The 23,310-nt window shown below is 72.7% G+C and carries 21 protein-coding genes and 1 pseudogene; 15 read left to right on the forward strand and 7 right to left on the reverse strand.

Features of this window, described 5'->3' with window-relative positions; translation table 11 throughout:
* The first annotated feature begins 8 nt into the window (after positions 1-8).
* Complete coding sequence (locus tag ACZ499_RS24960) at positions 9-860, forward strand: universal stress protein (RefSeq protein ID WP_468678066.1); 852 nt, start codon at positions 9-11, stop codon at positions 858-860.
* 75 nt (positions 861-935) lie between these two features.
* On the opposite strand, the pseudogene ACZ499_RS24965 reads toward ACZ499_RS24960, so the two are convergent.
* A pseudogene (locus tag ACZ499_RS24965) lies at positions 936-1,076 on the reverse strand (Hsp20/alpha crystallin family protein); the annotation flags it as partial.
* Positions 1,077-1,285: 209 nt separating this feature from the next.
* On the opposite strand from ACZ499_RS24965, the gene ACZ499_RS24970 reads away from it, so the two are divergent.
* A complete protein-coding gene (locus ACZ499_RS24970) occupies positions 1,286-1,756 on the forward strand; it encodes a pyridoxamine 5'-phosphate oxidase family protein (protein WP_468678068.1) in 471 nt (156 codons plus the stop codon).
* A 59-nt stretch (positions 1,757-1,815) separates the two neighbouring features.
* Entirely contained in the window at positions 1,816-4,512 is a 2,697-nt protein-coding gene (gene ppdK / locus ACZ499_RS24975) for a pyruvate, phosphate dikinase (protein WP_468678069.1), read from the forward strand.
* 70 nt (positions 4,513-4,582) lie between these two features.
* Here ppdK and ACZ499_RS24980 read toward each other — a convergent pair whose 3' ends face one another.
* The gene (locus ACZ499_RS24980; protein ID WP_468678071.1) at positions 4,583-5,218 is read right to left on the reverse strand and encodes a hypothetical protein; all 636 of its coding nucleotides are present in this window, start codon (positions 5,216-5,218) and stop codon (positions 4,583-4,585) included.
* A gap of 295 nt (positions 5,219-5,513) precedes the next feature.
* Here ACZ499_RS24980 and ACZ499_RS24985 point away from each other — a divergent pair, with 295 nt between their 5' ends.
* Positions 5,514-6,428 (forward strand): universal stress protein, encoded by a 915-nt coding sequence (locus tag ACZ499_RS24985; protein ID WP_468678072.1) that lies wholly within the window; start codon positions 5,514-5,516, stop codon positions 6,426-6,428.
* 30 nt (positions 6,429-6,458) lie between these two features.
* Here the strand turns inward: ACZ499_RS24985 and ppk2 are convergent, their stop codons facing one another.
* From ppk2 to ACZ499_RS25000, 3 genes are all read right to left on the reverse strand, one after another.
* Positions 6,459-7,304 carry a polyphosphate kinase 2 gene (gene ppk2 / locus ACZ499_RS24990; RefSeq protein WP_468402135.1) on the reverse strand — a complete coding sequence of 282 codons (846 nt, stop codon included), beginning with the start codon at positions 7,302-7,304 and terminating at the stop codon, positions 6,459-6,461.
* A gap of 85 nt (positions 7,305-7,389) precedes the next feature.
* On the reverse strand, positions 7,390-8,055 hold the full coding sequence (locus ACZ499_RS24995; protein ID WP_468678074.1) for a CBS domain-containing protein: 666 nt from the start codon (positions 8,053-8,055) through the stop codon (positions 7,390-7,392).
* 362 nt (positions 8,056-8,417) lie between these two features.
* Positions 8,418-9,287, reverse strand: coding sequence for a universal stress protein (locus ACZ499_RS25000; protein ID WP_468678076.1), 870 nt, complete (start codon positions 9,285-9,287; stop codon positions 8,418-8,420).
* A 99-nt stretch (positions 9,288-9,386) separates the two neighbouring features.
* Here ACZ499_RS25000 and ACZ499_RS25005 point away from each other — a divergent pair, with 99 nt between their 5' ends.
* The 7 genes from ACZ499_RS25005 to ACZ499_RS25035 all read left to right on the forward strand — a co-directional run bounded on the left by ACZ499_RS25005 (position 9,387) and on the right by ACZ499_RS25035 (position 16,184).
* The gene (locus tag ACZ499_RS25005) at positions 9,387-12,707 is read left to right on the forward strand and encodes a GNAT family N-acetyltransferase (protein ID WP_468678078.1); all 3,321 of its coding nucleotides are present in this window, start codon (positions 9,387-9,389) and stop codon (positions 12,705-12,707) included.
* 13 nt (positions 12,708-12,720) lie between these two features.
* On the forward strand, positions 12,721-13,035 hold the full coding sequence (locus tag ACZ499_RS25010) for a CBS domain-containing protein (protein ID WP_468678079.1): 315 nt from the start codon (positions 12,721-12,723) through the stop codon (positions 13,033-13,035).
* A 4-nt stretch (positions 13,036-13,039) separates the two neighbouring features.
* Complete coding sequence (locus ACZ499_RS25015) at positions 13,040-13,537, forward strand: flavodoxin domain-containing protein (protein WP_468678080.1); 498 nt, start codon at positions 13,040-13,042, stop codon at positions 13,535-13,537.
* 340 nt (positions 13,538-13,877) lie between these two features.
* Positions 13,878-14,087, forward strand: coding sequence for a hypothetical protein (locus tag ACZ499_RS25020; protein WP_468678082.1), 210 nt, complete (start codon positions 13,878-13,880; stop codon positions 14,085-14,087).
* Between the two features lie 94 nt (positions 14,088-14,181).
* The gene (locus tag ACZ499_RS25025) at positions 14,182-14,352 is read left to right on the forward strand and encodes a hypothetical protein (RefSeq protein WP_468678084.1); all 171 of its coding nucleotides are present in this window, start codon (positions 14,182-14,184) and stop codon (positions 14,350-14,352) included.
* Between the two features lie 96 nt (positions 14,353-14,448).
* Complete coding sequence (locus ACZ499_RS25030; RefSeq protein WP_468678086.1) at positions 14,449-15,366, forward strand: ABC transporter ATP-binding protein; 918 nt, start codon at positions 14,449-14,451, stop codon at positions 15,364-15,366.
* Positions 15,363-16,184 carry an ABC transporter permease subunit gene (locus ACZ499_RS25035; protein ID WP_468678088.1) on the forward strand — a complete coding sequence of 274 codons (822 nt, stop codon included), beginning with the start codon at positions 15,363-15,365 and terminating at the stop codon, positions 16,182-16,184. Before ACZ499_RS25030 ends, ACZ499_RS25035 begins: the two co-directional genes overlap by 4 nt.
* Before the next feature lie 57 nt (positions 16,185-16,241).
* On the opposite strand, the gene ACZ499_RS25040 is transcribed toward ACZ499_RS25035, so the two are convergent.
* Positions 16,242-16,712, reverse strand: a complete 471-nt coding sequence (locus tag ACZ499_RS25040; protein ID WP_468678090.1) for a Crp/Fnr family transcriptional regulator — start codon at positions 16,710-16,712, stop codon at positions 16,242-16,244.
* Positions 16,713-16,806: 94 nt separating this feature from the next.
* Positions 16,807-18,243: an MBL fold metallo-hydrolase RNA specificity domain-containing protein gene (locus tag ACZ499_RS25045; protein ID WP_468678091.1), complete on the reverse strand. Its 1,437-nt coding sequence runs from the start codon at positions 18,241-18,243 to the stop codon at positions 16,807-16,809.
* 179 nt (positions 18,244-18,422) lie between these two features.
* Here ACZ499_RS25045 and ACZ499_RS25050 point away from each other — a divergent pair, with 179 nt between their 5' ends.
* From ACZ499_RS25050 to ACZ499_RS25065, 4 genes are all read left to right on the forward strand, one after another.
* Positions 18,423-19,496 carry an alcohol dehydrogenase catalytic domain-containing protein gene (locus ACZ499_RS25050; protein WP_468678093.1) on the forward strand — a complete coding sequence of 358 codons (1,074 nt, stop codon included), beginning with the start codon at positions 18,423-18,425 and terminating at the stop codon, positions 19,494-19,496.
* Between the two features lie 21 nt (positions 19,497-19,517).
* On the forward strand, positions 19,518-20,195 hold the full coding sequence (locus ACZ499_RS25055; protein WP_468678094.1) for a helix-turn-helix domain-containing protein: 678 nt from the start codon (positions 19,518-19,520) through the stop codon (positions 20,193-20,195).
* 96 nt (positions 20,196-20,291) lie between these two features.
* Positions 20,292-22,979 carry a cation-translocating P-type ATPase gene (locus ACZ499_RS25060; RefSeq protein ID WP_468678097.1) on the forward strand — a complete coding sequence of 896 codons (2,688 nt, stop codon included), beginning with the start codon at positions 20,292-20,294 and terminating at the stop codon, positions 22,977-22,979.
* Between the two features lie 22 nt (positions 22,980-23,001).
* Positions 23,002-23,289, forward strand: coding sequence for a dsRBD fold-containing protein (locus ACZ499_RS25065; protein ID WP_468678098.1), 288 nt, complete (start codon positions 23,002-23,004; stop codon positions 23,287-23,289).
* Positions 23,290-23,310: the final 21 nt, after the last annotated feature.

Raw genomic sequence — 23,310 nt, forward strand, 5'->3', positions numbered from 1 at the left:
GGTGGATCATGCAACGCCACATCACGGCCGGTATCGACGGCTCGCGCGAAAGCCACGACGCCGCCGACTGGGCCGCCCGCGAAGCCGTGCTGCGCGGCCTTCCCCTGCACCTGCTCCATGTGGACGAGGAACCCGGCGAGCGGACCTTCCTCCCCGAACTGGACGTGCCCGCAGAGCGCGGGCGCACGGCCCTGAACCGGGCCGCCGTCCAACTCGCCTACTGCCACCCCACCTTGGAGATCCGGCCCGCCCACGCGCTGGGGCAGCCCGCCGTCACCCTGGTGGAGGCGGCCGAGACCTCCGAGGCCCTGGTCCTGGGCTCGCGCGGCTTCACCGGACTGGCCGCGTTCCTGGTCGGCTCGGTCGCCCTCGACGTCACCGCGCGCGCCGCGTGCCCGGTCGTTCTGGTACGCGCGGGGGAGCGGCCCGAGGACGAGCGGGAGGGGCTGGCGGGCAACGGCCGGTACCGGCCCGTGGTCCTCGGGCTCGACCTGGCCCACCCGAGCGATGAACTGCTCGCGTACGCCTTCGACGCGGCGGCGAGCCGGCACGCGCCGCTGCACGTCCTGCACGCCTGGAGCGTGCCGCTGGTGCCGTCGGCGGACGCGGACGACCCGGCGGAGGAGAAGGCCCACGCACTGTCCGCGGCGCTGTCCGCATGGCGGCGCAAGTTCCCCGACATGGAAGTACGGGAGCACGCGGTCCACGGCCGCGCGGGTCACCATCTGCTGCTGGCCTCCACCCGGGCCTGTCTGCTGGTCGTCGGCCGCGGCCCCGGCACGGGCGACCGTCTGGGCCCGGTCGCCCACTCGGTGATCCACCATGTGCTGTGCCCGGTGGCCGTGGTGCCGCACGGCTGACCGGGAAGGGAGAGGCCCGTACGCCGGGGGGCGACCCCAGGCGCACGGGCCTGTGCGGCATCGCACACGAGACGGTCAGGTGCGCCGGACCGTGATCGTGCGGGTGCTCGCCTTCGGCTCCGCTCTCGGGACCGTGATGGTCAGAACACCGTCCTTGTGGTCGGCGGTGGCCTCGTCCCCGTGGGCGCCGGCCGGCAGCCGGACGGAACGGGCGGAGCGTCCGTAGCGGAACCGCGGTTTTCCTTGCCTGCCTCCGCTCTACGCCCGTGCGGGGCCGAGTGTGAGGGGCCGAACGGGCCCTTCCCGCCGAGTGTGGGCCTGATGGCCTCGCCGGGCGCCCAAGTGGGGTCCGTTCGGCCCTGTCAGAGAAGCGAGGCCGAAAGGGACCGTGGAGCACAACGGGGGCCGGAGGCATGGGGTGCGCGATGAATGAGATCGGCGGGCAGGACCTGGGTGACCGGGACGAGGCGGTGGCACCGCGGCGGATGACTCCGCTCGACCGCCAGGAGGCGCTGCGGCTGCTGGCCACGACGTCGCTGGGCCGGGTCGTCTTCACCCAGGGTGCGCTGCCTGCGGTCCGCCCGGTCAACCATCTCATGGACGGCGACGACATCATCGTCTGCCTGCACGAAGGGGCGGCTTTCGCCTCGCTGGACGCGCCCGGGCCAGGCTCCGCCGTCGTGGTCGCCTACGAGGCGGACGCCATCGATCCGGACACGCACCTCGGCTGGAGCGTCGTCGTGACGGGCTACGCCCGCCTGATCGAAGACCGTGCCACGCTCGACCGCTTCACGAAGACGTTCCGGCCCTGGGCGGCGGGCACGATGAAGGCCGCACTGCTCATCCGGTCGGATCTGGTGACGGGTTTCCAGCTCGATCCCGGGCCTTCGGCGTAGCGGTGGAGCCCGAGTGCCGCGGGCGCGGGTGACGAGTCGCTCCGGGAGGAAGAGCAGCCATGGTGCGTTACGTGTACGACTTCTCCGAAGGCGGCCGTGACATGGCCGACCTGCTCGGGGGCAAGGGCGCCAATCTGGCCGAGATGGTCCGGATGGGACTCCCCGTACCACCCGGATTCACCATCACCACCGAGGCGTGCCGGGTCTTTTTGGCCACTGGTGAGCCGCCCGCCGAACTGGCCGGGGAGGTGGCCACCCACCTCTCCGCTCTCGAACAGGCCACCGGCCGACGGCTGGGACAGGTGGACGACCCGCTCCTGGTGTCGGTCCGGTCGGGAGGCCGCTTCTCCATGCCCGGCATGATGGAGACGATCCTCGACATCGGGCTCAACGACCTCTCGGTTCTCGGCCTCGGCAAGTCGCCGGAGCGGGAGCGGTTCGCGTGGGACTCCTACCGTCGCCTCGTGCAGATGTTCGGCAGTACGGTGATGGGCGTCGACAGCGCGCTGTTCGAGGACGTTCTGGCCGATGTGAAACGGCAGAGCGGGGTCGAGGACGACAGCCGTCTGGACAGCTGCGAGCTCATCAGGATCGTCGAGACCTTCAAGGACCTGATCCGTGAGCGGACCGGCGAGGAGTTCCCGCAGGACCCGGCCGAGCAGCTGCGGCGGGCCGTCCTCGCCGTCTTCACCTCCTGGAACGGCGAACGGGCCCGGCTCTACCGCCGCCGTGAACACATCGCGGACGACCTGGGCACCGCGGTCACCGTCCAGACGATGGTGTTCGGCAATCACGGAGCGGATTCGGGCAGCGGTGTCGCCTTCACCCGCGACCCCGCGACCGGCCGGACGGGCGTCTACGGCGACTACCTGTCCGACGCCCAGGGAGAGGACGTCGTCGCCGGGATCCGCAACACGGTTCCCCTCACCGATCTCGAAGGGCTGGCCCCGGCCGCGTACGAGCAGCTGCGCGGTCACATGCGGCGGCTGGAGTCGCACTATCGCGACCTGTGCGACATCGAGTTCACCGTCGAGCGCGGCAGACTGTGGATGCTGCAGACACGCGTCGGCAAGCGGACCGCGCAAGCGGCGTTCAACATCGCCGGGCAGCTCGCCGACGAAGGCGTGATCACCATGGCCGAGGCGCTGCGGCGGGTCAGCGGCGAGGGGCTCGCGCGCCTGATGTCCCCGCGCTTCGGCGCCGCGGCCGAGGGAGATGCCATCGCCCGTGGCATCCCCGCCTCCCCCGGTGCCGCGGTCGGCGCGGCAGTGTTCGACGCGGGTGAGGCCGTGCGGCGTTCCGCCGCAGGGGAGCAGGTGGTCCTCGTACGGCAGGAGACCACGCCCGACGACCTGCCCGGCATGGTGGCGGCCCAGGCCGTGCTGACCAGCCGGGGCGGCAAGACCAGCCATGCTGCCGTGGTCGCCCGCGGCATGGGCAAGGTGTGCGTGTGCGGCGCCTCGGAGCTGACGGTGGACCCGGCAGGGCGGTGCTTCACCGCCCTGGGCGGCGTCACGGTGCGAGAGGGAACGGTCATCTCGGTCGACGGGTTCACGGGAGAGGTACGCCTGGGCTCCGTACCCCTCGCCGACTCGGCCGTCGTGGGCTACTTCGAAGGGGGCGGCCGTGCACCCGGCGACGGAGCCCAGCAGGATGTGCGGGACGTCCACCGGCTCATGGAACAGGCCGACGCGGTGCGGCGCATGGAGGTGCGTGCGAACGCGGACACACCCGATGACGCGGCACGGGCACGGCGCTTCGGTGCCCAGGGCATCGGTCTGTGCCGCACGGAGCACATGTTCCTCGGTGAGCGGCGCCCCTTGGTCGAAGCCATGATCCTCGCGCACGGCGACGCCGAGCGGCAGGAGGCGCTCGGCGCGCTGCTGCCGCTGCAGCGCGAGGACTTCATCGGCATCCTGGAGGCGATGGACGGTCTGCCGGTGACGATCCGTCTGCTGGACCCGCCCCTGCACGAGTTCCTGCCCGACCGCACGGCGCTCGCCGTCCGCATCGCGCGCGAAGAGGCCCTCGGCGGGGCACCGGACGCGCGGGATGCCGAACTGCTGGCGGCCGTGGAGCGGATGCACGAGGAGAACCCGATGCTCGGCCTGCGCGGTGTCCGGCTCGGCCTCGTGGTGCCGGGGCTGGTGGCCATGCAGGTACGAGCCGTCGCGGAGGCGGTCGTCGTCCGCAGGAAGGCCGGGGGAGACCCGAGAGCCGAGATCATGGTGCCGCTCGTCGGCACGGTGGAGGAGCTGCGTCTCGTACGCGAAGAGGTGCAGCGCGTGCTGAGCGCGGTCTCGGCCGAGGCGGGTGCCGCCGTCGACTGCCCCGTCGGCACGATGATCGAGCTGCCCCGGGCCGCGCTCACCGCGGGCCGAATCGCGCGGGAAGCCGAGTTCTTCTCCTTCGGCACCAACGATCTGACCCAGACCACCTGGGGCTTCTCCCGCGACGACGTAGAGGCGGCGTTCTTCTCCGTCTACCTCGACAAGGGCGTCTTCCCCGTCTCCCCGTTCGAGACGATCGACCGGGAGGGCGTGGGCCGGCTGGTGCGGATCGCGGTGGCCGAAGGCCGCGCCGCCCGCCCGGACCTGAAGATCGGTGTGTGCGGCGAGCACGGCGGTGACCCGGAGTCGGTGCACTTCTTCCACGAAGCCGGGCTCGACTATGTCTCCTGCTCGCCGTTCCGCGTCCCGATCGCCCGTCTGGAGGCCGGGCGCGCGGCCCTGGACGATCACCGCGAGGGCAACTGAACGCCGGGCGCCGCACACGCGAGAGCCCCGGCCGGAGGAGCCGCACGCCCTCCGGCCGGGGCTCCCGCGTTCACTTCAGCCAGCGGCTGCGCCCCACGAACGGCAGCCGCTCCCACAGCGTGCCCAGCCCCCAGGTGCGGCCCGCGCAGGCCACGGCGAGGGTGATCAGGACGGCCGCGTACAGGACGTGGTAGTCGATCACCGGGTTCGAGGACGCGCTGAGGGCGCCGTCCGACAGATGGCGCGCGGGAGGCCATTCGGCGGCCCACATCAGCGCCATCAGCGCGGTGCCCGCCACCGCGGCCAGGCGCAGTGCCACACCTGTCGCCAGGGCGAGCCCGATGCCGAGCAGGCCCAGCATGAACAGCCAGTCGGCCCAGGTGTCGCCGGCCCAGGAGTGGAAGGTGGACTCCATCGGTCCCGCGGCGACGTGGCTCAGGAAGCCCTTGGTGGGGGAGCCGCCGTCGATCCAGCCCTTGCCGGACTGCGTCGCGTAGCCCCAGCCGAAGGTCTTGTCGAAGAACGCCCACAGGAAGGTGAACGCCGTCATCAGACGCAGCCCGGCCAGGGTGCGTGCCAGGGCCGTCGCCGAGGCCGCGGCGGTGTGGCCGTCCGTCCGGACGGCGGCGGTGCCGTCCGTCCTGCCCGTGCGCCGGAAGGCGAAGCGGATGCCCGCGGGACGGTGGGAATGCCCGTGCAGTGCCATGGTCGTCAGCCCTCTCCTCGTGCCACGCCGAGTGCGTGTACACGGACAATCTGATGCCGGGAGCGTCCGCTGTACCGGGGGCGCTCGGACCACTTCCGTGGGCCGATGGTCCCTTCGGGCGGGACCGGCCGGGACCCGGGACCGCTCAGCGCGGCCTGCCGTGGACGGGCCGGACTTCCGCGTCGCTGGGCCGGTCGGCCCTACCCGGCAGGGCGGGGGAAGACCAGTCTGGAGGCACCCCGGGACGACCCCGAGGCACCGCGACCGAGCGGCCGAACCCCTCCGGAGGGGCGTCATGCCACGTACCGTAATCGCCGGAATCGACGGCTCCGCCGAGTCCCGGGCAGCGGCCCTCTGGGCGGCCCGGGAGGCCGGGCTGCGCGGTCTCCCGCTCAGTGTGCTGTACGCCTGGCAGCCGTGGACGCACGCCGCCGCGTACGGCTCTCCGGGGGCCGCCGTGGCACCCCGCGCGACCGGCGCCGACGAGCGCTGGGCCGAACACCTGCTGCGCGAGACCGAGGACGAGGTGCGCGCCCTGCACCCAGAGCTGGATCTCAGCCTGGAGCGCGTTCCCGGTCACCCGGTGGAGGTGCTGGCAGCCGCCGCCGATGAGGCCGAGGTGCTGGTGCTCGGATCGCGCGCGCTCAGCGCGGTCACCGGCTTCCTGACCGGGTCCGTCTCCATGTCCGTGCTCGCTCACGCCCGGCGGCCGGTCGTCCTGGTGCGCCCGGAAGGGGAGGGGGACAAGGTGCCGGATCCGGCCGCGAGGAGCGGGGCGCAGGAGGGCGATGTCGTGCTCGGCCTCGATCTCACCGGCCCGTGCGACCCGCTCGTCGAGTACGCGGTGAACGCCGCCGGGGTCCGGGGAGCCGCGCTGCGGGTCGTCCACACGTGGGCGCCCCCGCCGGTCTTCGGCTACGACCCCGCCGCGGTCGACCCCCAGCACGTCGTCGAGCTCGGGCTCCGGGAGCAGGACGCCCTGGAGGAGGCCGTGCGGCCCTGGCGGGCCACGTACCCCCAGGTCCGCGTCGAGCCGCGGTGCGTGGCGGACCGCCCGGCCGCCCGCTTGGTGGAGGCCGCCGCGGATGCCGCGTTGCTGGTCGTGGGCCGGCGGATGCGCGGCCACGGGGGTCTCGTGCACATAGGCCCGGTGACCCACGCCGTGCTGCACCACGCCCGGACCCCGGTCGCCGTGGTGCCGCACGTCTGAGACGCGGCGTGGCGTGCGGGTGGAGCGGCTTCAGTCCCGGCGCAGCAGGGTCGCCGCGTGATCCGGTACGTACGACTGGAGGTCGCGCGGCGGGCGCTGGTACGAGGGGGCGGGTGGGCGTTCGGGCAGGGACAGCGGTGCGCGCGGGACCTCGCGGTAGGGCACCGCGGACAGGAGATGGGCGATCATGTTGATCCGCGCCCTGCGCTTGTCGTCGCTCTCGATGACGTGCCAGGGGGCCTCGCGGATGTCGGTGTGCTGGAACATCTCGTCCTTCGCCCGGGAGTACGCCTCCCAGCGGGTGATGGACTCCAGGTCCATGGGGGAGAGCTTCCAGCGGCGCGTGGGGTCCTCCAGCCTGCGGCGGAAGCGCTGCTCCTGCACGGCGTCGCTCACCGAGAACCAGTACTTGAGCAGCAGGATGCCGTCCTCCACGAGCATCCGCTCGAAGACCGGGCACTGGCGCAGGAACCGCTCGTGCTCCTCGTCCGTGCAGAAGCCCATCACGTGCTCGACCCCGGCCCGGTTGTACCAGCTGCGGTCGAACAGGGTGATCTCGCCGGCGGCGGGAAGGTGCGCGCAGTAGCGCTGGAAGTACCACTGCGTGCGCTCGCGCTCGGTGGGCCGGGGCAGGGCCACGGTCCGGGCGACGCGGGGGTTGAGATGCTCGGCGACCCGTTGGATCGTGCCGCCCTTGCCCGCCGCGTCGCGCCCCTCGAACACGACCACCAGCCGGGCTCCTTCGAGCCGTATCCACTCCTGGAGTTTCACCAGTTCGGTCTGGAGCCGGTAGAGCTCCCGCTCGTACACGGCGCGCGGCAGCGCCGACGGCGCACCGGCCGCCGCACCGCCGGACCTGCCCGACTTCTGGCCCATCGTCTTCTCCCTCGGTCCGCCCTCGCCTCCATGCCAGGGTGCGGCCGGACCCCGCGCCCGGGGAGGGGCCGACCAGCCCTCGTCCTTACGAGGCCGAAAGCGGCGCGGTGAGCTCGCACTCGACGCCCACCACCCCCTCGACGCCCTCCGCCAGGTGCGCGGCGACCGGGACGAGGCGGCTGTCGCGTACCCCGCCGGAGAGGGTCACGACTCCTTCGGTGACGCTGATCCCCACGTCCCGGTGCGAGAGGGGGAAGAGGGGAACGACGATCTCCCGACGGATCTGGGCCGCGAGGTCGCCGTCGGAGCGCAGGAACACCTTGAGCAGGTCACCACGGCTGACGACGCCCTCAAGTGTTCCGCCGGCACTCACGACGGGGAGGCGTTTGACGTGCTTGCCGGCCATGAGGCGCGCGGCCTGCGGCAGCGTCGCCCCGGCATCGATGGTGACGGCGGGAGAGGTCATCAGCTCGGCGGCGCGTGTCGATCCGGCCTTGGCGGTGTCGTCCTGCCTGTGCCATTGCTCGATCAGGCCGAGCCGGTGTCCGTGGACCTCCTCCTTGACGAGGAGGTCCGCCTCCGAGACCACGCCGACGACCCTGCCTTCGCCCTCGATCACGGGAAGAGCACTCACTTTCCACTCGTGCATGACGGCGACGATCTCTTTGAACTCCGCGCTCGCCGTGACCGTGACGACCGTCCGGGTCATCACATCGGCGACGGTGTACCTGTGGGTCTTGGTGGTGGTCATGCTCGCCTCCGGTCCTCCCCACCAGGCTCGTACCTCGCCGGCGCGGGCGCGAGGGCCCGATGGGGCACTCGACGGGGCCCGGACGGCCTCCGGGGGCGCTGATGCCTCAGTCGCCGGACGCGGGGTACCCCGCACGCGCGAGCGTGGTCGCCGGCACGGGTCCCGCACAGGGCTGTACAGGAGCGGATGAGGTCCGGTCGGCTCTGGTGGCGCGGCCGGTGCGGTGATGCCATGGAGGGGATGGAGAGAGTCCCTACGAGGATGTGGCGAAGCGGCTGACGGCCGTGCACCGCGCAGTCGGGATCCGCGAGAAGCGGGCGGGCTCTTTCCGTCCGTCGGCGTGCCTCCCCGGCCTCGTCGGATCACTCGTGCGCGAGGACGGCGACCGGCGGGGCGGCATGATGCAGGACGGCATGGGCCACCGGCCCCAGACGGGCGCCGACGGGTGAGCGGCGCACGAGCCGGCCCACGACCACGAGACCCGCGTCGGAACAGGCCTGTACGAGCCGGTGGCCCGCCGACCCGCGCATCACGTGCCCCTCGACGGCCACCGAGGGGAACTTGCGCTTCCAGGGCAGCAGGACGTCCTCGAAGGTCTGCAGGACGCTCCGGCTGATCTCGTCCTCGATGGCCGGGTCGAGCATGGGGGCGTAGGCGAAGGCAGGCGGAAGCTTCCAGCAGTGCACGACTCGCAGGGAGCAGTCGCGGCGCGCCGCCTCCTCGAAGGCGAAGGACAGGAGGGTGTCGCAGGACTGCTGGATGTCCAGGCCGACGACGATGTCACCGTGCGGGGCGCGTGGTGCCTCCTCGGGTGCGCCGGTCTCCCGTACCAGGACGACGGGTGTCTCGACGGCCGCGAGGGCCGCAAGGCTCACGGAGCCGACGAGGAAGCCCATGGCGCTTCCCAGGCCGCGGCTGCCCAGCACCAGCAGCCCGGCGTCCGAGGCCTCGGCGGCCAGTACGGTGGACGGACTTCCGGGCAGACAGGCGCTGGTGATCTCCAGGTCGGGCCGGACGCGCCGCAGTGCCTCCAGGGTCTCGGCAAGGAGGTCGTCCGCCCAGCGGCTCGGCGTGACGGACCCCTTCGCCGGGGCGGCGGCCCCTTCCTGCCAGTCCGCGGCGTATACGACGCGCAGGGACACCCCGCGCAACTCGGCTTCCCTTGCTGCCCAGTGCGCGGCGGCGCGGCTCTCGGGCGAGCCGTCGACTCCGACGGCCACGTGGTGTGCCATGACGTGGACCTCCTTCGGTGGGCCATAAATCCATGATCCGCACGGGAGTCCGGTCCATCGAGGGCCGAACGGTCCCGTGCGAGGGCCGCCCGGGCCCCGGTGCCGCCGGGGGACGGCCCGCACAAGGACCTGCGCCGGGCCCGGTCGGCCGCCCTGAGCATCATTCCCACCAGCACCAGCACCAGCACCGGTGCCGCCTGTGCCGTGGGCCTGGTGGTGCCGGAGCTGGCCGGGACCCCGGACGGGATCGCGGTCCGGGTGCCCGTGGAGGACGGCTCGCTCACCGACCTCACCGTCATCCTCGCCCGGGAGGCGACAGCGGACGAGATCAACGCGGTGTTCGAGGAGGCCGCGGACGGCCCGCTGAACGGCATCCTGCGCGTCTCCAAGGCCCCGATCGTCTCCCGCGACGTCATCGGGGACCCCTCGTCCTGCGTCGTCTCCCGCGACGTCATCGGGGGCCCCTCGTCCTGCGTCTTCGACCCGGCGCCGACCCAGGCCAACGACAGCCTGGCCAAGGTCTTCGGCTGGTACGGCAACGAGTGGGCTACGCCAATCGCCTCCTGGACCTCACGGCCCTGGTGGCGGACGACTGACGCCTCCCGGAGGGGGACCACCGGCGGCGGGCAGGGCCGACCGGCCCCCGGCCCGACCCGGACAGCCCATGGGATTCCGTCCCGCCCCGCCGGACGATCGACGTATCGAGAGGCATGGAGGAGAGTTGCGATGACGGATGGCCTGATCGACCGACCCTCGGTGCACGCCCTGCTCGCGGACGGCACCACCGTGTGCATACGGCCGGCGGTGCCCGGGGACCACGATCGGCTGCGAGGGCTCTACGAGGAGATGTCGCCGGAGAACCTGCGCCTGCGGTTCTTCGTGGCGAGCCGGAGGTCGGCCGTCGGAGCCGCCGACCGGGCCTGCGGCCCGGCCCACCCCGGCTACCGGGCCCTGCTGGCCGAGGCGAACGGCCAGGTGATCGGCCTCGCCGAGTACGACACCGCCGGGGAGAGGGACGGCGCGGAGCTCTCCATCGCCGTTGCCGACGGCCTGCACCACCGCGGCGTGGGCACCCTGCTCGTCGAGCACCTGGTCTCGGCGGCGCGCACGGAGGGCATCACCACCTTCACGGCCGACGCGCTGAGCGAGAACCACGAGGTGCTCCGGCTCTTCGCCGACCTCGGCCTGCGCACCTCCCGCAGTTTCGAAGGCCCGGAGGTGCGCTGCACCTTCCACCTCGACGAGGACGACAGCTACCTGTCGGCCGTCGAAGCCCGCGGGCGGTCCGCCGACGTGGCCAGCCTCCAGCCGCTGCTGCGCCCGGACGCCGTCGCGGTCGTCGGCGCCGGACGGACGCCCGGGTCGGTGGGCCGGGCCGTCCTCCACCACCTGCACAAGGGAGGCTTCACCCGCCGCCTCTTCGCCGTGAACCCCCACGTCACGTCGGTACTCGGAGTGCCCTCCTACCCGTCCGTCGCGGCCCTGCCCAAGACCCCCGACCTCGTGATCGTGGCCGTGCCGGCCGCCGCGGTCCCGTCCGTCGCCGAGGAGTGCGGCACGACCGGGGTACGCGCGCTCGTCGTCGTCACCGCGGGCCTCGACCACGTCCAGGCGCAGGCGCTGCTGGCCGCCTGCCGCAGGCACGGGATGCGGCTCGTCGGCCCGAACTGCCTCGGCGTCTCCAACACCGACCCGCAGGTGCGACTCGACGCGACGTTCGCCGCCGATCACCCCCGCGCGGGGACGGCCGGTGTCGCCGTGCAGTCCGGCGGGGTCGGGATCGCGCTGCTCGACGGGCTGTCCCGGCTGGGCATCGGCGTCTCGTCCTTCGTGTCTCTGGGCGACAAGTACGACGTCAGCGGGAACGACATGCTCCAGTGGTGGGAGGGCGACGCCCGAACCGGTCTCGCGCTGCTGCACCTGGAGTCCTTCGGCAACCCGCGTGCCTTCTCGCGTACGGCCCGTCGCGTGACGCGCCGTCTCCCGGTGCTGACCGTCGACGCCGGCCGCACCGACGCGGGCCGCAAGGCCGCCGCCTCGCACACCGCGGCCGCCGCCACCCGCACGATGACCCGCGGCGCGCTGTTCACCCAGGCCGGCATCACCGCCACCCGCTCGGTCGGCGAACTCCTCGAAACCGCTGCTCTGCTGCACTCCCAGCCGCTGCCGGAAGGCAGCCGCGTCGCGATCGTCACCAACGCGGGCGGCGCGGGAGTGCTCACCGCCGACGCCTGCGCCGAGGCGGGACTCGCCCTTCCCCCGTTCACCCCCGCGGTGATCGACGAACTGCTCGCGGTGCTGCCGGACGGCGCCGCCATCGGCAATCCCATCGACGCCACCGCGGCGGTGTCCGAGGAACAGCTGACGGAGTGCGTCGACCGCCTCACCCGATGCCCCGGCGTCGACGCCGTCATCGTGGCCCTCGTGCCCACGGCGGTCGCCGCGGCCACCGGTGACGACCTGGTGCGGGCTGTCACCACGGCGCCGGCCCGGCGGCCGCGGCCGGTGCTCGCCGTACGCCTGGAGCAGGACCGGTCCGTCCGGCTGCTGCCCGCCGCCGACGGCGGCACGATCCCCTCCTACGCCGAACCCCAGGCGGCGGCCCGCGCGCTGGCCCACGCGGCCGACCGGGCGGCCTGGCTCGCCCGGCCCGCCGGTAGCGTCCCCGACCTCGACGGCGTCGAGACCGACCGGGCACGCGCGTTCGTCGAGGAATACCTCACCGCGCACCCCGACGGCGGCTGGACCGGCCCGCGCACCTGCGCCGACCTGCTGGCCTGCTATGGCATCCCGCAGATCCCATGGGCCTGGGCCGAGACGGAGGACGACGCCGTGCGCGCCGCCGGCCGGCTCCGCGGCTTCGACGGCCGGGTGGTCATGAAGGCCCACTGGCCCGGCCTCCTGCACAAGACCCAGCAGCACGCAGTCCACCTCGACCTGCGCGGCGACGCCCAAGTGCGGGCCGCGTTCCGCGACCTGGAGACCCGGTTCGCGGGGCTCATGACCGGCGTGGTCCTGCAACCGCTCGCCGCCCGCGGCACCGAGCTGTTCGCCGGTGTCGTCCAGGACGAGGTCTTCGGACCGCTCGTCCTGTTCGGCCTCGGCGGCACGGTCACCGAAGTGCTGGCCGATCACGCCGCGCGCCTGGCCCCGCTCACCGACCGCGACGTACACGAGCTGATCACCTCGCCGCGGTGCGCCCCGCTGCTGCTGGGCGAGGGCGGAAGCACCCCCGTCGACCTCATGGATCTGGAGCAGCTGCTCCTGCGTCTGTCCCGGCTGGCGGCGGACCTGCCGCAGCTCGCCGAGGCCGACTTCAACCCGGTCCTGGCGGCGCCGGGCGGCGTCACCGTGCTCGACGCGCGGATACGCCTGCTGCCGCGCCGCCCCCAGGACCCGTATCTGCGCCGACTGCGCTGAGGAAGGAACGGCCATGAGGCACGACGAGGTCGGCTCCGTGATGACCACGGACGTCGTACGTGCCGTGTGCGACGCACCGTTCAAGGAGGTGGCCCAGCTGCTCGCGGCCCACCGGATCAACGGCCTCCCGGTGGCGGACGAGGACGACAACGTCATCGGTGTCCTGTCCGAAACGGACCTGACGACGCGCCAGGCGGCCGCCGCCCGGCCCCTCCGCCCGAAGCGCCGCACGGGGCTCGTCCTGGACGACACATGCCCGCCTACCGGGGAACAGGGCCCGCACGGCGTGGCCGCCGTCCGGCCGGGCGGAGACTGGAAGGAGGCGTAGCGCCATGACCTGCACCGTGTTGGTCGCCTACGGATCGAAGAACGGATCGACGGCACAGATCGCCGAAGCCGTCGCCGGCGTCCTGCGCAAGGACGGGCTGACGGCCGAGACGCTGTCGGCCCGGTCCGTGGCGAGCGTGACGTCGTACGACGCCGTGGTGGTCGGCGGGGGACTGTACGCGGGACGCTGGCACAGGGACGCACAGCGGTTCGTCCGTCGCCACCGCGGCGAACTCGCGAAGCGCCCGGTGTGGTTCTTCAGCAGCGGCCCGCTCGACGCCTCGGCCTCGGAGCGGGACATCCCGCCCGTGCCCGGCGTGAAGCGGGCCATGGTCCGGTTGGACGTCCGGGAGCACGTCACCTTCGGCGGGTGCTTGGAAGAAGGCGCCAAGGGGCGAGTGGCCAGGATGATCGTCCGGTCCGGAAAGGGCGGCGACTTCCGGGACTTCGACGCGATCGAGGCATGGGCGGCAGGTGTCGCCGGTGCCCTGACGCGCGTATAGAAGTACGGGGCGGACCGGGGCCAGTGCGCCGGGCAGACCAGGGCGGGCGGGGCCGAGAGGGCCGGATGGCTCCCCGGCAGGACCTGCCCGGCCCCTGCACCCGCGCGGGTCCCGGAGCGACGCTGGTGGCGGATGTCAGACCCAGCGCTGGAGGTGCCGACATGCTTGCGTCCGTTGCCACCGGAGTCGACGGTTCCGCCGGGAGTCCGGCCGCCGCCGCGTGGGCGGCCCGCGAGGCCGTGCGGCGGGACCGGCCGCTGCGCCTGGTGCCCGCCCGGGACGGGCGCCCCCGCCGCAGGGAGCGCGAGATCGCGAACATCGCTCAGCGGAATCCGGGCATGTGCTGCGCCCGGCGGAGGAACGCGCACGCGCCGAGGGCCCAGAAGTCCGGCTCTGCGACGTGCAGTCGGAGGGAACGGCCGTCGACACCCTGCTGGTCGTCGAGTTCGCCTTCGAGGCGGCCCGGCTGCGGCACGCGCGGCTGCGGGCCGTGCACGCCCGGCTCGCCCCCGCCCGGTCGGCCTGGGCCCCGGCGACGTCGGCGCGGTGAACGACCGCCCGCGGGGCGAGGAGTGGCTGGGGCTGCTCACGGCCGTGCTCCAGGTGTGGCGCGACAAGTACCGCGACGTGGAGGTGCTGAGACGGTGGTGGAGGACAAGGCCTCGACCGCGCTCGTCCGGGCCTCGACCGGAGCGGGCCTCCTCGTCGTCGGGCACCGCCTCGCCGAACGGCCGGTCGGCCCTCGCACGGGGCCGGTCACCCACGCCGCGATCCATCACACCGGCTGCCCCGTGGCCGTCGCGCCCCATCTGTAGGAGAGCCGCATGCGCGCAGGACCGGGGCCGGGGCCGGCGGACCGGCCGTCGAAGGTTCACGGGGCGTGGGCTCCGGTGCGGGGACAGACTGGTCGTATGGGTACGGGGTACGCCATCGAGTTGAACCGGCTGACCAAGCGGTACGGGTCCGTGGTCGGCGTGGAGGAGCTGACGCTCGATGTGCGGGCCGGGGAGGTGTTCGGGTTCCTCGGGCCGAACGGCGCGGGCAAGACGACCACGCTGCGGTGCCTGACGGGTCTGCTGCGGCCGACCGCGGGCCGGGCGCGGGTGTTGGGGCTCGACCCCATCGCCGATCACCGTCGGGTGGCCGCGGAGATCGGGTATCTGCCGGGTGAGCTGCGGCTGTACCCGGAGCTCACGGGTGAGCAGACGCTGGATCTGCTGTCCGCCCTGCAAGGTGCGCCGTCGCGCAGCCGCCGGGAGCTGTGCGAGCGGCTGGGTCTCACCCCGGCGGTCCTGCGGCGGCCGGTGGGCGGCTACTCCCGCGGCATGAAGCAGAAGATCGGGTTGGTGCAGGCGTTGCAGCACGATCCGCGGCTCGTGGTGCTGGACGAGCCGACCGAGGGACTGGACCCCTTGGTCCAGGAGACGTTCTTCGAGCTGATGGAGGAAGCCGCGGCAGACGGTCGGACCGTGTTGCTGTCCAGCCATGTGCTGCCCGAGGCGCAGCGCGCCTGCGGGCGCGTCGCGATCGTACGGGAGGGGCGGTTGGTGACCGTGGAGAGCGTGGCGGCGCTCCGGGAGGCACGGGCCCGGAAGATCCGGCTCACCTTCGGTGACGGTACGGGCCCGCGGCCGTTGGGGCGCGCCGATCAGTGGTCGCCGCGGTGGGAGGCCGACCGGGTGGAGCTGCTGGTGCCGCCGAGCGAGGTGGTGGCCGCGTTGCGGGGACTCCTGGAGCTGGCGGTGGCCGACGTCACCGTGGAGGAGGCGGGACTGGACGAGGCGTTCCTGGACCTCTACCGGGACGGCGCCTCGGGGGAGGCCCAGTGACCGCCCGGTGGCCGCTGTTGTGGCTGGCACTGCACCGGCGCCGGCGGATGCTGGTCGCCCTGGTGATCGGGATGGTGGTCTTCGAGGTGCTGATCGTCGTGGTGGCGAACACGATCTCGCCGGGCCGGCTGTTCTCCGGCAACGGGAAGGGGCCGCCCTCGGCGTACCGTGCGTTCAGCGGGTCCAGCGGGGACGTGTCGATCGCGAGCTATCCGGGGCTGCTGGGAGCCGGACTGGTACATCCGTTCTGGATCGCCATGCAGCTCACCGCCATCGGATCCCTCGCGGCCGCAGCCGTGGCCGCGGACGTGGAGTCGGGGACGATCGAGTTGCTGATCGTCCGCCCGGTGTCCCGGCAGCGCCTCCTGGCCGAGCGCACGGTCGCCCTGGGGCTCGCCGTGCTGGCCCTGAACGCGGCGGCCACGCTGACGGTGGCGGCCGGGGTGGCTCTCTCGCCCGACATCCACCGGGACGTGCCGCTCGGAGGGGTGGCCGCCGCCGGGGTGATGGGGTGCGGGTTCGCCCTGTGCCTCATCGGGCCGGCCGTGGCCGTTTCGGCGTGGGCGCGCACACGGGCCCAGGTGGTCGGGGCGACCATCGCGATCGGAGCCGTGGGCTTCGCGGTGAACTTCATCGCCCTCGCGTGGTCGAGGGCGGCACCACTGCGCTTCATCAGCCCGTTCCACTACTACGCGCCGGGTGACGCCATGGCCCGGGGGCAGGTGCTCTGGCCGCAGCTGGGCGTCCTCGTCGGTGTCGGGGTGCTGGGGCTGCTCGTGGCGCACCCTTTGCTGATGAGGCGGGATCTGGCCCCGTAGGCTCCGTCGCCGTGGGTCCCGTCGCGTCCGCGCCTGTACGGGTTGGAGGGCGCGCGCTCATCGACGGACGTAGGCGGGCGTTGCGCTGCCGTGGGGGGCGAACAGGTCGAGAATCCGGGTGCGGGAGGCTGCCAGTCGGCGGGCGATGACGTTGGCCACGGCGATCGATACCGAACGGCCGACCGATGAGTCCTCGTCGCAGAGTTCCCGCACGGCCTTCGCGTCGAACTCCAGGGCCCCGACGGCGTGGCCGGCGGTGGCACCGAGGTGCCAGACGTGGGGCGGGACCAGCCAGGACCAGCCGAGCAGCTCCCCGGCGCCCAGGGTGTCCACGACCGCGGCCCTGTGCCCGGGGACGTGCATGTCGAGCTCGACCGTGCCGTACTCGATGATCCAGAACCGGTCGGCGCGCCGCCGTTCCTCGAAGATGCGGGTCCCGGCGGGGAAGTCGACCCGGCGGGAGTGGGCCAGCAGGGCCTCGCATGCCTCCGGCGTCATCTCGTCGAGCAGGGTCCTCATGGTGCTCATGGTGTGCCTCCAGCCCTCCCTCACAGACTCGCGCCCGGTACCGCGGCTCCGGGAGGGCCTGCCGGGACATACCGAGGGGCCCAAGCGGCTCAGGTCAGCGGACCAGGACGGCCTCCCCGGACTTGGGTACGACGGCTGTCCAGCCCAGTTCGCGGTCTATGCGGTCCCGGAGAGACTCGGTCGCGCTCTCCTCACCGTGCACCAGGTAGGTGGTGCGGGGCGCGGGCGCGCCGCGCAGCCAGTCGATGATCTGGTTGGCGTCGGCGTGCGCGGAGAAGTGCGGTACGTCGGCGACCTCGGCTCGTACGGGTACGTACTCGCCGAACATCTTGAGGGTGCGGGCGCCGTCCACGAGGTCGCGGGCGCGGGTGCCGGCAGCTGCGAACCCGACGATGATCACGGTGCTGCGCGGGTCGGGCAGGACCCTGCTCAGGTGGTGCAGGACGCGCCCGCCCGTCGCCATACCGGCGGAGGAGACGATGACGGCCGGTCGCTCGGCATTGTTGATGTCGATCGATTCCTGCACCGTGCGGGCGGCGAGGAAGGGATCAGGGCTGATCGCCCGCTCGCCCTGGGCCAGGACCTCGGGCCGCAGCTCGGGCGAGCGGGAGCGAAGCGCGTCCCGGTAGACGTCCAGCGCGGCGAGGGCCATCGGGCTGTCGACGTACACGGGAACGTTCCGCGGCAGGACGCCGTCGCGGCGCAGTCCGGCGAGCTCGTGGAGCACCACCTCGGTCCGGTCGATCGCGAACGCCGGGATCACCACGGTTCCGCCCCGCGCGAAGGTCCGGGTGATCGCCGAGGCGAACTCCCGCCGCCCGGTCTCGCGGTCGTGGCGCCGGTCTCCGTAGGTGGATTCCGTCAACAGCACGTCGGCACCCGAGAACGGTTCCGGGGGGAGGAGCAAGGGGTGCCCGGGACGGCCGAGGTCGCCGCTGACGGCCAGCGTGTGCCCGTCCTCCAGCGTGAGGTGGACCCAGGCGGAGCCGAGGATGTGGCCGCCGTGGTGCAGTTTCAGCTTCGTCCCCGCCATGATCTCGACCTCTTCGCCCATCGGCACGGGGTCGAAGTACTTGACCGTCTGCTCCACGTCGTTCTCGTCGTAGAGGGGCGAGGCGGGCCGGTGCTTGGACCAGCCGTGCTCGTTGGCGTGGCGGGCGGCTTCCATCTGCAGCTTCGCGCTGTCACGGAGGACGATCTCGGCAAGGCGGGCGGTGGGGGAGGTGGTGAGGATCGGCCCGCGAAAACCGTGCCGCACCAGCCGGGGCAGATAGCCGCAGTGGTCCAGGTGGGCATGGGTGAGGACCACCGCGTGGACGTCGGAGGCGGCGAACGCCTGCTTCTCCCAGTTGCGCCGCCGCAGGTTCGCGAAACCCTGGAAGAGACCGCAGTCGACGAGGATCCGGGCGTGGTCGCTCTCGACCAGGAACTTGCTTCCGGTCACCGTCCGCACACCCCCGAGGAAGCGCAGCAGGGCCGGACGGGAGCGCGAGGGCGCGGTGGTCGGGACGGTCGGGGCTGTCTCGGACATGGCGGCAGCCCTCCTTCCGAGGCGGGTACCGGTCCTCACGATCGCATTTCCCGGGGCGGCCCGGGGAGTGGCCCGACAGGCCCCGGGCCGGGCCCGACCGGCCCATGTGCCCGAAGCGGCTGCCGGGACAGCCTGGCACTGTCCCCCGCTGGACGACAGACAGGAAGAAGGTCGACGCCATGAAGGCACTCGTCTTTCACGGTCCGGGCCGGACCGCGTGGCAGGACGTGCCGGATCCGGGGATCAAGGACGCCGCCGACGCGATCGTCCGCGTCGACGCGGTGACCATCTGCGGCACCGACCTGCACATCGTCAAGGGTGATGTGCCCGAGGTGACGCCCGGCCGCGTACTGGGTCACGAGGCCGTCGGGACCGTGGTGGAGACCGGCGGCGACGTCCGCACCGTCCGGCCCGGGGACCGGGTCCTCATCTCCTGCATCTCCTCGTGCGGCCGGTGCCGCTTCTGCCGCGAGGGCCACTACGGCCAGTGCCGCGGAGGCGGCGGATGGGTACTCGGCCACACCATCGACGGCACGCAGGCCGAGTACGTCCGCGTGCCCTTCGCCGACCTCTCCGTGCACCCGCTTCCCAGCGCCGTGGACAGCGGCGACGCGGTGCTGCTCGCGGACATCTTCCCCACGTCGTACGAGGTGGGCGTGCTCAACGGGAACGTGCGGCCGGGCGACACGGTCGTGGTGGTCGGGGCGGGACCGATCGGCCTCGCCGCCATCGCCACCGCCGGCCTGTACAGCCCCGGACGGATCATCGCTGTCGACCTCGCGGAGTCACGGCTGGCCGCCGCCCGCGCACTGGGCGCGGACGCGACCGCCGGCGCGACCGAGCAGCCGGAACAGCTGGTCTCCGACCTCACCGACGGGCTCGGCGCCGACGTGGTCATCGAAGCCGTCGGCGTCCCCGAGGCCTTCGAGATGTGCACCCGCATGGTCCGCCCCGGCGGCCGTGTCGCCAACATCGGCGTCCACGGCAAGCCCGCCACCCTGCACCTCGAAGACCTGTGGATCAAGGACGTCACCATCACCACGGGGCTGGTCGACACCTACTCCACGCCGATGCTGCTCCGGATGATGGCGGCGGGCCGCCTGCCCGGGGGCTCGCTGGTCACCCATCGCTTCGAGCTGGGGCAGATGGAGGAGGCGTACGACGTGTTCTCCCGCGCCGCGCACACGGGCGCGCTCAAGGTGGTGCTGGGCGGTCCCCAGCACGACGTGGTCACCACACCGGCTCCGGCGTGAGGCAGAGAGGACGCGATGGTCATGGACAGCACTTCGGGATCCGCCTCCGCGGAGGTGCCCGCTGCTCGTACCGATCTGGGCCGCCGCCTGGCCACGCGCCGTCAGGAGCTCGGCCTCACCCGGGAACAGGTGGGCGAGCGCTCCGGGGCCGATGCCGGGTACATCGCCTACCTGGAAGAACATGTCGCGTCACCCGCGATCGACTCCCTCGTCCGCATCGCCGACGCGCTGGGGACGACCGTGGCGGAGCTGACCGGCGCGACCACCGAGTATCCGCCCGGGCGGGGCACGGCGCTGCGGGACGCGGAACTGGTCGCGCTGACCGAGGACGAGTGCAGGCACCTGCTGTCCACGCACGGTGTCGGCCGGGTCGCGGTCATCACCCCCGAGGGGCCTGCGATCTTCCCCGTGAACTATGTGGTGGCCGGTGCCGGGATCGCGTTCCGTACGTCCCCGGAGGCGGTGCTGGCCAGGGCGGCCGGGACGGAAGTGGCCTTCGAGGTCGACCACATCGACGACGCGATGAGGCAAGGGTGGAGCGTCATGGCCGTGGGAGAGGCGGAAGGCATCACCGATGCCGCGGCCGTGCGGCGACTCGATGCCGCCGCTCACTCCCTGCCCTGGGCCGGAGACGACCGTACGCACTGGATGCAGGTCACACCGGGCCGGATCACCGGGCGGCGCGTGGTGCACCGCTGAGCATGCGTCTGTGCAAGGCCGAAGAGCGGAGGCACGGCATGCTCGACACGCACGCGAAGACGTGGCCCCGGCGGCAGCGGAGGGTTGGAGCCGGACATGGCTGAGGCGGCTACGCCCTCGCGCTCCGCCGACGAGGATCCGCTCCCGAATCCGGACCCGCTGGAGCCGCTGCCGCTGCTGCGGCGCGAGCTCGGCACGGGGCCACGTGGGCTGTCGGCACGGGAAGCAGCCCGGCGCCTCGCGGTCTACGGACCCAACGAGGTCCGCCGCAAGGGCCGTACCTCCCTGGGACGCGAACTCGTACGGCAGTTGGTCCACCCATTGGCCCTGCTGCTCTGGGCCGCCGCCGCGCTGGCGTACGTCGCGGGCATTCCCGTGCTCGGGTGGGCCATCGTCGCGGTCGTTCTCGTCAATGCGGCGTTCGCGCTCCTTCAGGAACGGCAGGCAGAACAGGCGGTGGAGACCCTGGCGCACTACCTGCCCGAGCACGCCCTGGTCATCCGTGACGGCCGGCCCTCGGAGGTGGAGGCGCGCGAACTGGTTCCGGGTGATCTGGTCGTTCTCGAAGAGGGCGCCAAGGTTCCCGCCGACGCACGGCTGACCGAGGGAGGCATCGAGGTCGACCTGTCGATGCTGACGGGGGAGTCCACACCCGCCGAACGCGTCGTGGGCCCCGGACGTGCGGGGGCGCCGCTGCTGCAGGAACCCAACCTCGTCTTCAGCGGCACCGTCTGTACCGGGGGCGAGGCCCGGGCGGTCGTGTTCGCCACCGGGAACCATACGGAACTGGGCCGCATCGCGGCCCTGAGCCAGCGCACCCGACGCGATCCCAGCCCGCTGGAACAGCAGGTCAAGAGGGTCGCCTGGCTCATCGCCGCGGTTGCGGTGGCCATGGGCGGGGTGTTCCTGGCGGCCGGTGTCGCCGTGGGCCTGCCGGTGACCGACACGCTCATGTTCGCGATCGGCCTGCTCGTCGCCAACGTCCCCGAGGGACTGCTGCCGACCATCACGCTCGCACTCGCCGTCGGCGTACGCGTCCTCGCCCGCCAGGGAGCGGTGATCAAACGCCTGAGCGCCGTCGAAACCCTCGGTTCCACCAATGTCATCTGCACCGACAAGACCGGAACCCTCACCCAGAACCGTATGCGGCTCGCAGCCGTGTGGACGCCGGAGCACGGGAGGGAGCCCGGTCCCTGGGACGGGGACCTGATGCGAGCGGGCGCACTGTGCACCACGGTCACCCGGGACGAGGAAGGCGAACTGCACGGCGACCCCACGGAGACCGCTCTGGTGCAAGGCGCGGCCGCCCATGGCGATCCCGTCGACCTCCAGGAGCGTGACGCCGGGCGCCGGGCCCTGTTCCGCTTCGATCCGCGGCTGCGTCTGATGTCCGTCCTCCAGGCAGATGGCGCGAACGGTCTGCGGGTCATCGCGAAGGGTGCGCCGGAGGCGGTGTTGCCCACCCTGGAAGGCGGTTCACCGTCCGCGGCGGCCGCGGCGCAGGAACTCTCCCGCGAGGGGATGCGCGTCCTGGCGGTCGCCGCCCGGGCGGTGCCCGCGGACACCGAGGTGCCCAGCCGCCGACAGGACGCGGAGACGGGGCTGCGGCTGCTCGGGCTGGTCGGCCTGTACGACCCACCGCGTCCCGAGGTCGCCGCGGCGGTCCGACGGTGCCACGAGGCAGGACTTCGCGTGCACATCGTCACCGGCGACAACGGAGCGACGGCCGCGGCCGTGGCCCGGGAGGTCGGCATCGGTCTTCCCCGGCTGCACGTGGTGGCGCAGTCCGAGGCGATCGGCGACCACGAACTCGACGAGCTCCTCGCATCGGCGGACGCCGAAGTCGTCTTCGCCCGCTCCTCGCCCGAGACGAAGCTGAAGGTGGCCGACGCCCTGCGCGCCCACGGCCAGATCGTCGCCATGACCGGGGACGGGGTCAACGACGCTCCTGCCCTGCACCGCGCTCACATCGGCGTGGCCATGGGCAGATCAGGCACCGACGTCGCCCGCGAGGCGTCCACGATGGTGCTGACCGACGACAACTTCGCCACCATCGTCACCGCGATCGAGTCCGGCCGCCGGGTCTACGACAACGTCCGCAAGTTCATCGTCTACATCTTCGCCCATCTGACGCCCGAGGTCGTTCCGTTCCTTGTCTTCGCCCTGTCGGCGGGCGCCGTCCCACTGCCGCTGACGGTCCTCCAGATCCTGGCCATCGACCTCGGTACCGAGACCCTCCCCGCCCTTGCCCTCGGCCGTGAACGGGCCGAGCCGGGCACCATGAGCCGCCCGCCGCGCCCGAGCACGCAAGGGGTGATCTCCCGTGACATGCTCATCCGCAGCTGGGGCTATCTCGGCGCCGTCTCCGCGGTACTGGTCATGACCGCCTTCTTCTACGTGCTGTGGCGCGCGGGCTGGCACCCGGGGGACCCCACCGGCGCGGGCGACCACTTCCACCACGCGTACCTCACCGCCACCACGGCCACGTTCGCCGGCATCGTGACCTGCCAGGTCGGCACAGCGGTGGCCGCCCGAACCGACCACGCGGCGCTGCGCGACATCGGTCTGTTCACCAACCCCCTGCTGCTGGCGGGCATCGCTTTCGAGCTCGCCTTCACGGCAGCCCTCGTCTACGCACCGCCGCTGCAGGGTCTGTTCGGCACCGCCGCCCTGCCCCTCGACGTCGTCGCCCTCATCGCCTGCTTCCCGGTGCTCGTCTGGGGCACCGACGAACTGCGGCGCCGGGTCCGCCGTACGCACGCTCACCGCGCCACCAAGCCCTGATCCGCGCATCCTGGAGGCTCCCATGTCACGCACGGACGAGTGGAAGGTGCGTCTCCACCTCTTCGAGGCGGAGCACACGACGAAGGCCCGCCTGGAACTCGACACGGGCACGAACAAGATCACCGCGCAGGGGACGGCCCGCTGCGCCCCGCAGGACACGGACGTCCCTGAGATCGGTGCCGAACTCGCGGCGGCGAGGGCCCTGGAGCATCTGGCCGAACAGCTCAAGCGACTGGCGTACGGCGACATGCAGGCGGTCGGCGCCCCCTCGCTCCGGAGAACGCCCCGCCAGGGCCCGTCGGTCCCGTGATCCGCCCGATCTCCTGAGCCG

This window comes from Streptomyces sp. NPDC031265, from assembly GCF_055570295.1.

What these genes read in the sequence shown, in the direction of transcription:
- ACZ499_RS25060 (WP_468678097.1), top strand. Translation starts at nt 20,292, where the DNA reads ATGGCTGAGGCGGCTACGCCCTCGCGCTCCGCCGACGAGGATCCGCTC.
- ACZ499_RS24980 (WP_468678071.1), bottom strand. Translation starts at nt 5,218, where the DNA reads ATGGCACTGCACGGGCATTCCCACCGTCCCGCGGGCATCCGCTTCGCC.
- ACZ499_RS25030 (WP_468678086.1), top strand. Translation starts at nt 14,449, where the DNA reads ATGGGTACGGGGTACGCCATCGAGTTGAACCGGCTGACCAAGCGGTAC.
- ACZ499_RS24995 (WP_468678074.1), bottom strand. Translation starts at nt 8,055, where the DNA reads ATGACCACCACCAAGACCCACAGGTACACCGTCGCCGATGTGATGACC.
- ACZ499_RS24970 (WP_468678068.1), top strand. Translation starts at nt 1,286, where the DNA reads ATGAATGAGATCGGCGGGCAGGACCTGGGTGACCGGGACGAGGCGGTG.
- ACZ499_RS24960 (WP_468678066.1), top strand. Translation starts at nt 9, where the DNA reads ATGCAACGCCACATCACGGCCGGTATCGACGGCTCGCGCGAAAGCCAC.
- ACZ499_RS24985 (WP_468678072.1), top strand. Translation starts at nt 5,514, where the DNA reads ATGCCACGTACCGTAATCGCCGGAATCGACGGCTCCGCCGAGTCCCGG.
- ACZ499_RS25065 (WP_468678098.1), top strand. Translation starts at nt 23,002, where the DNA reads ATGTCACGCACGGACGAGTGGAAGGTGCGTCTCCACCTCTTCGAGGCG.
- ACZ499_RS25000 (WP_468678076.1), bottom strand. Translation starts at nt 9,287, where the DNA reads ATGGCACACCACGTGGCCGTCGGAGTCGACGGCTCGCCCGAGAGCCGC.
- ACZ499_RS25010 (WP_468678079.1), top strand. Translation starts at nt 12,721, where the DNA reads ATGAGGCACGACGAGGTCGGCTCCGTGATGACCACGGACGTCGTACGT.
- ppk2 (WP_468402135.1), bottom strand. Translation starts at nt 7,304, where the DNA reads ATGGGCCAGAAGTCGGGCAGGTCCGGCGGTGCGGCGGCCGGTGCGCCG.
- ACZ499_RS25045 (WP_468678091.1), bottom strand. Translation starts at nt 18,243, where the DNA reads ATGTCCGAGACAGCCCCGACCGTCCCGACCACCGCGCCCTCGCGCTCC.
- ACZ499_RS25050 (WP_468678093.1), top strand. Translation starts at nt 18,423, where the DNA reads ATGAAGGCACTCGTCTTTCACGGTCCGGGCCGGACCGCGTGGCAGGAC.
- ACZ499_RS25055 (WP_468678094.1), top strand. Translation starts at nt 19,518, where the DNA reads ATGGACAGCACTTCGGGATCCGCCTCCGCGGAGGTGCCCGCTGCTCGT.
- ACZ499_RS25040 (WP_468678090.1), bottom strand. Translation starts at nt 16,712, where the DNA reads ATGAGCACCATGAGGACCCTGCTCGACGAGATGACGCCGGAGGCATGC.
- ppdK (WP_468678069.1), top strand. Translation starts at nt 1,816, where the DNA reads ATGGTGCGTTACGTGTACGACTTCTCCGAAGGCGGCCGTGACATGGCC.
- ACZ499_RS25015 (WP_468678080.1), top strand. Translation starts at nt 13,040, where the DNA reads ATGACCTGCACCGTGTTGGTCGCCTACGGATCGAAGAACGGATCGACG.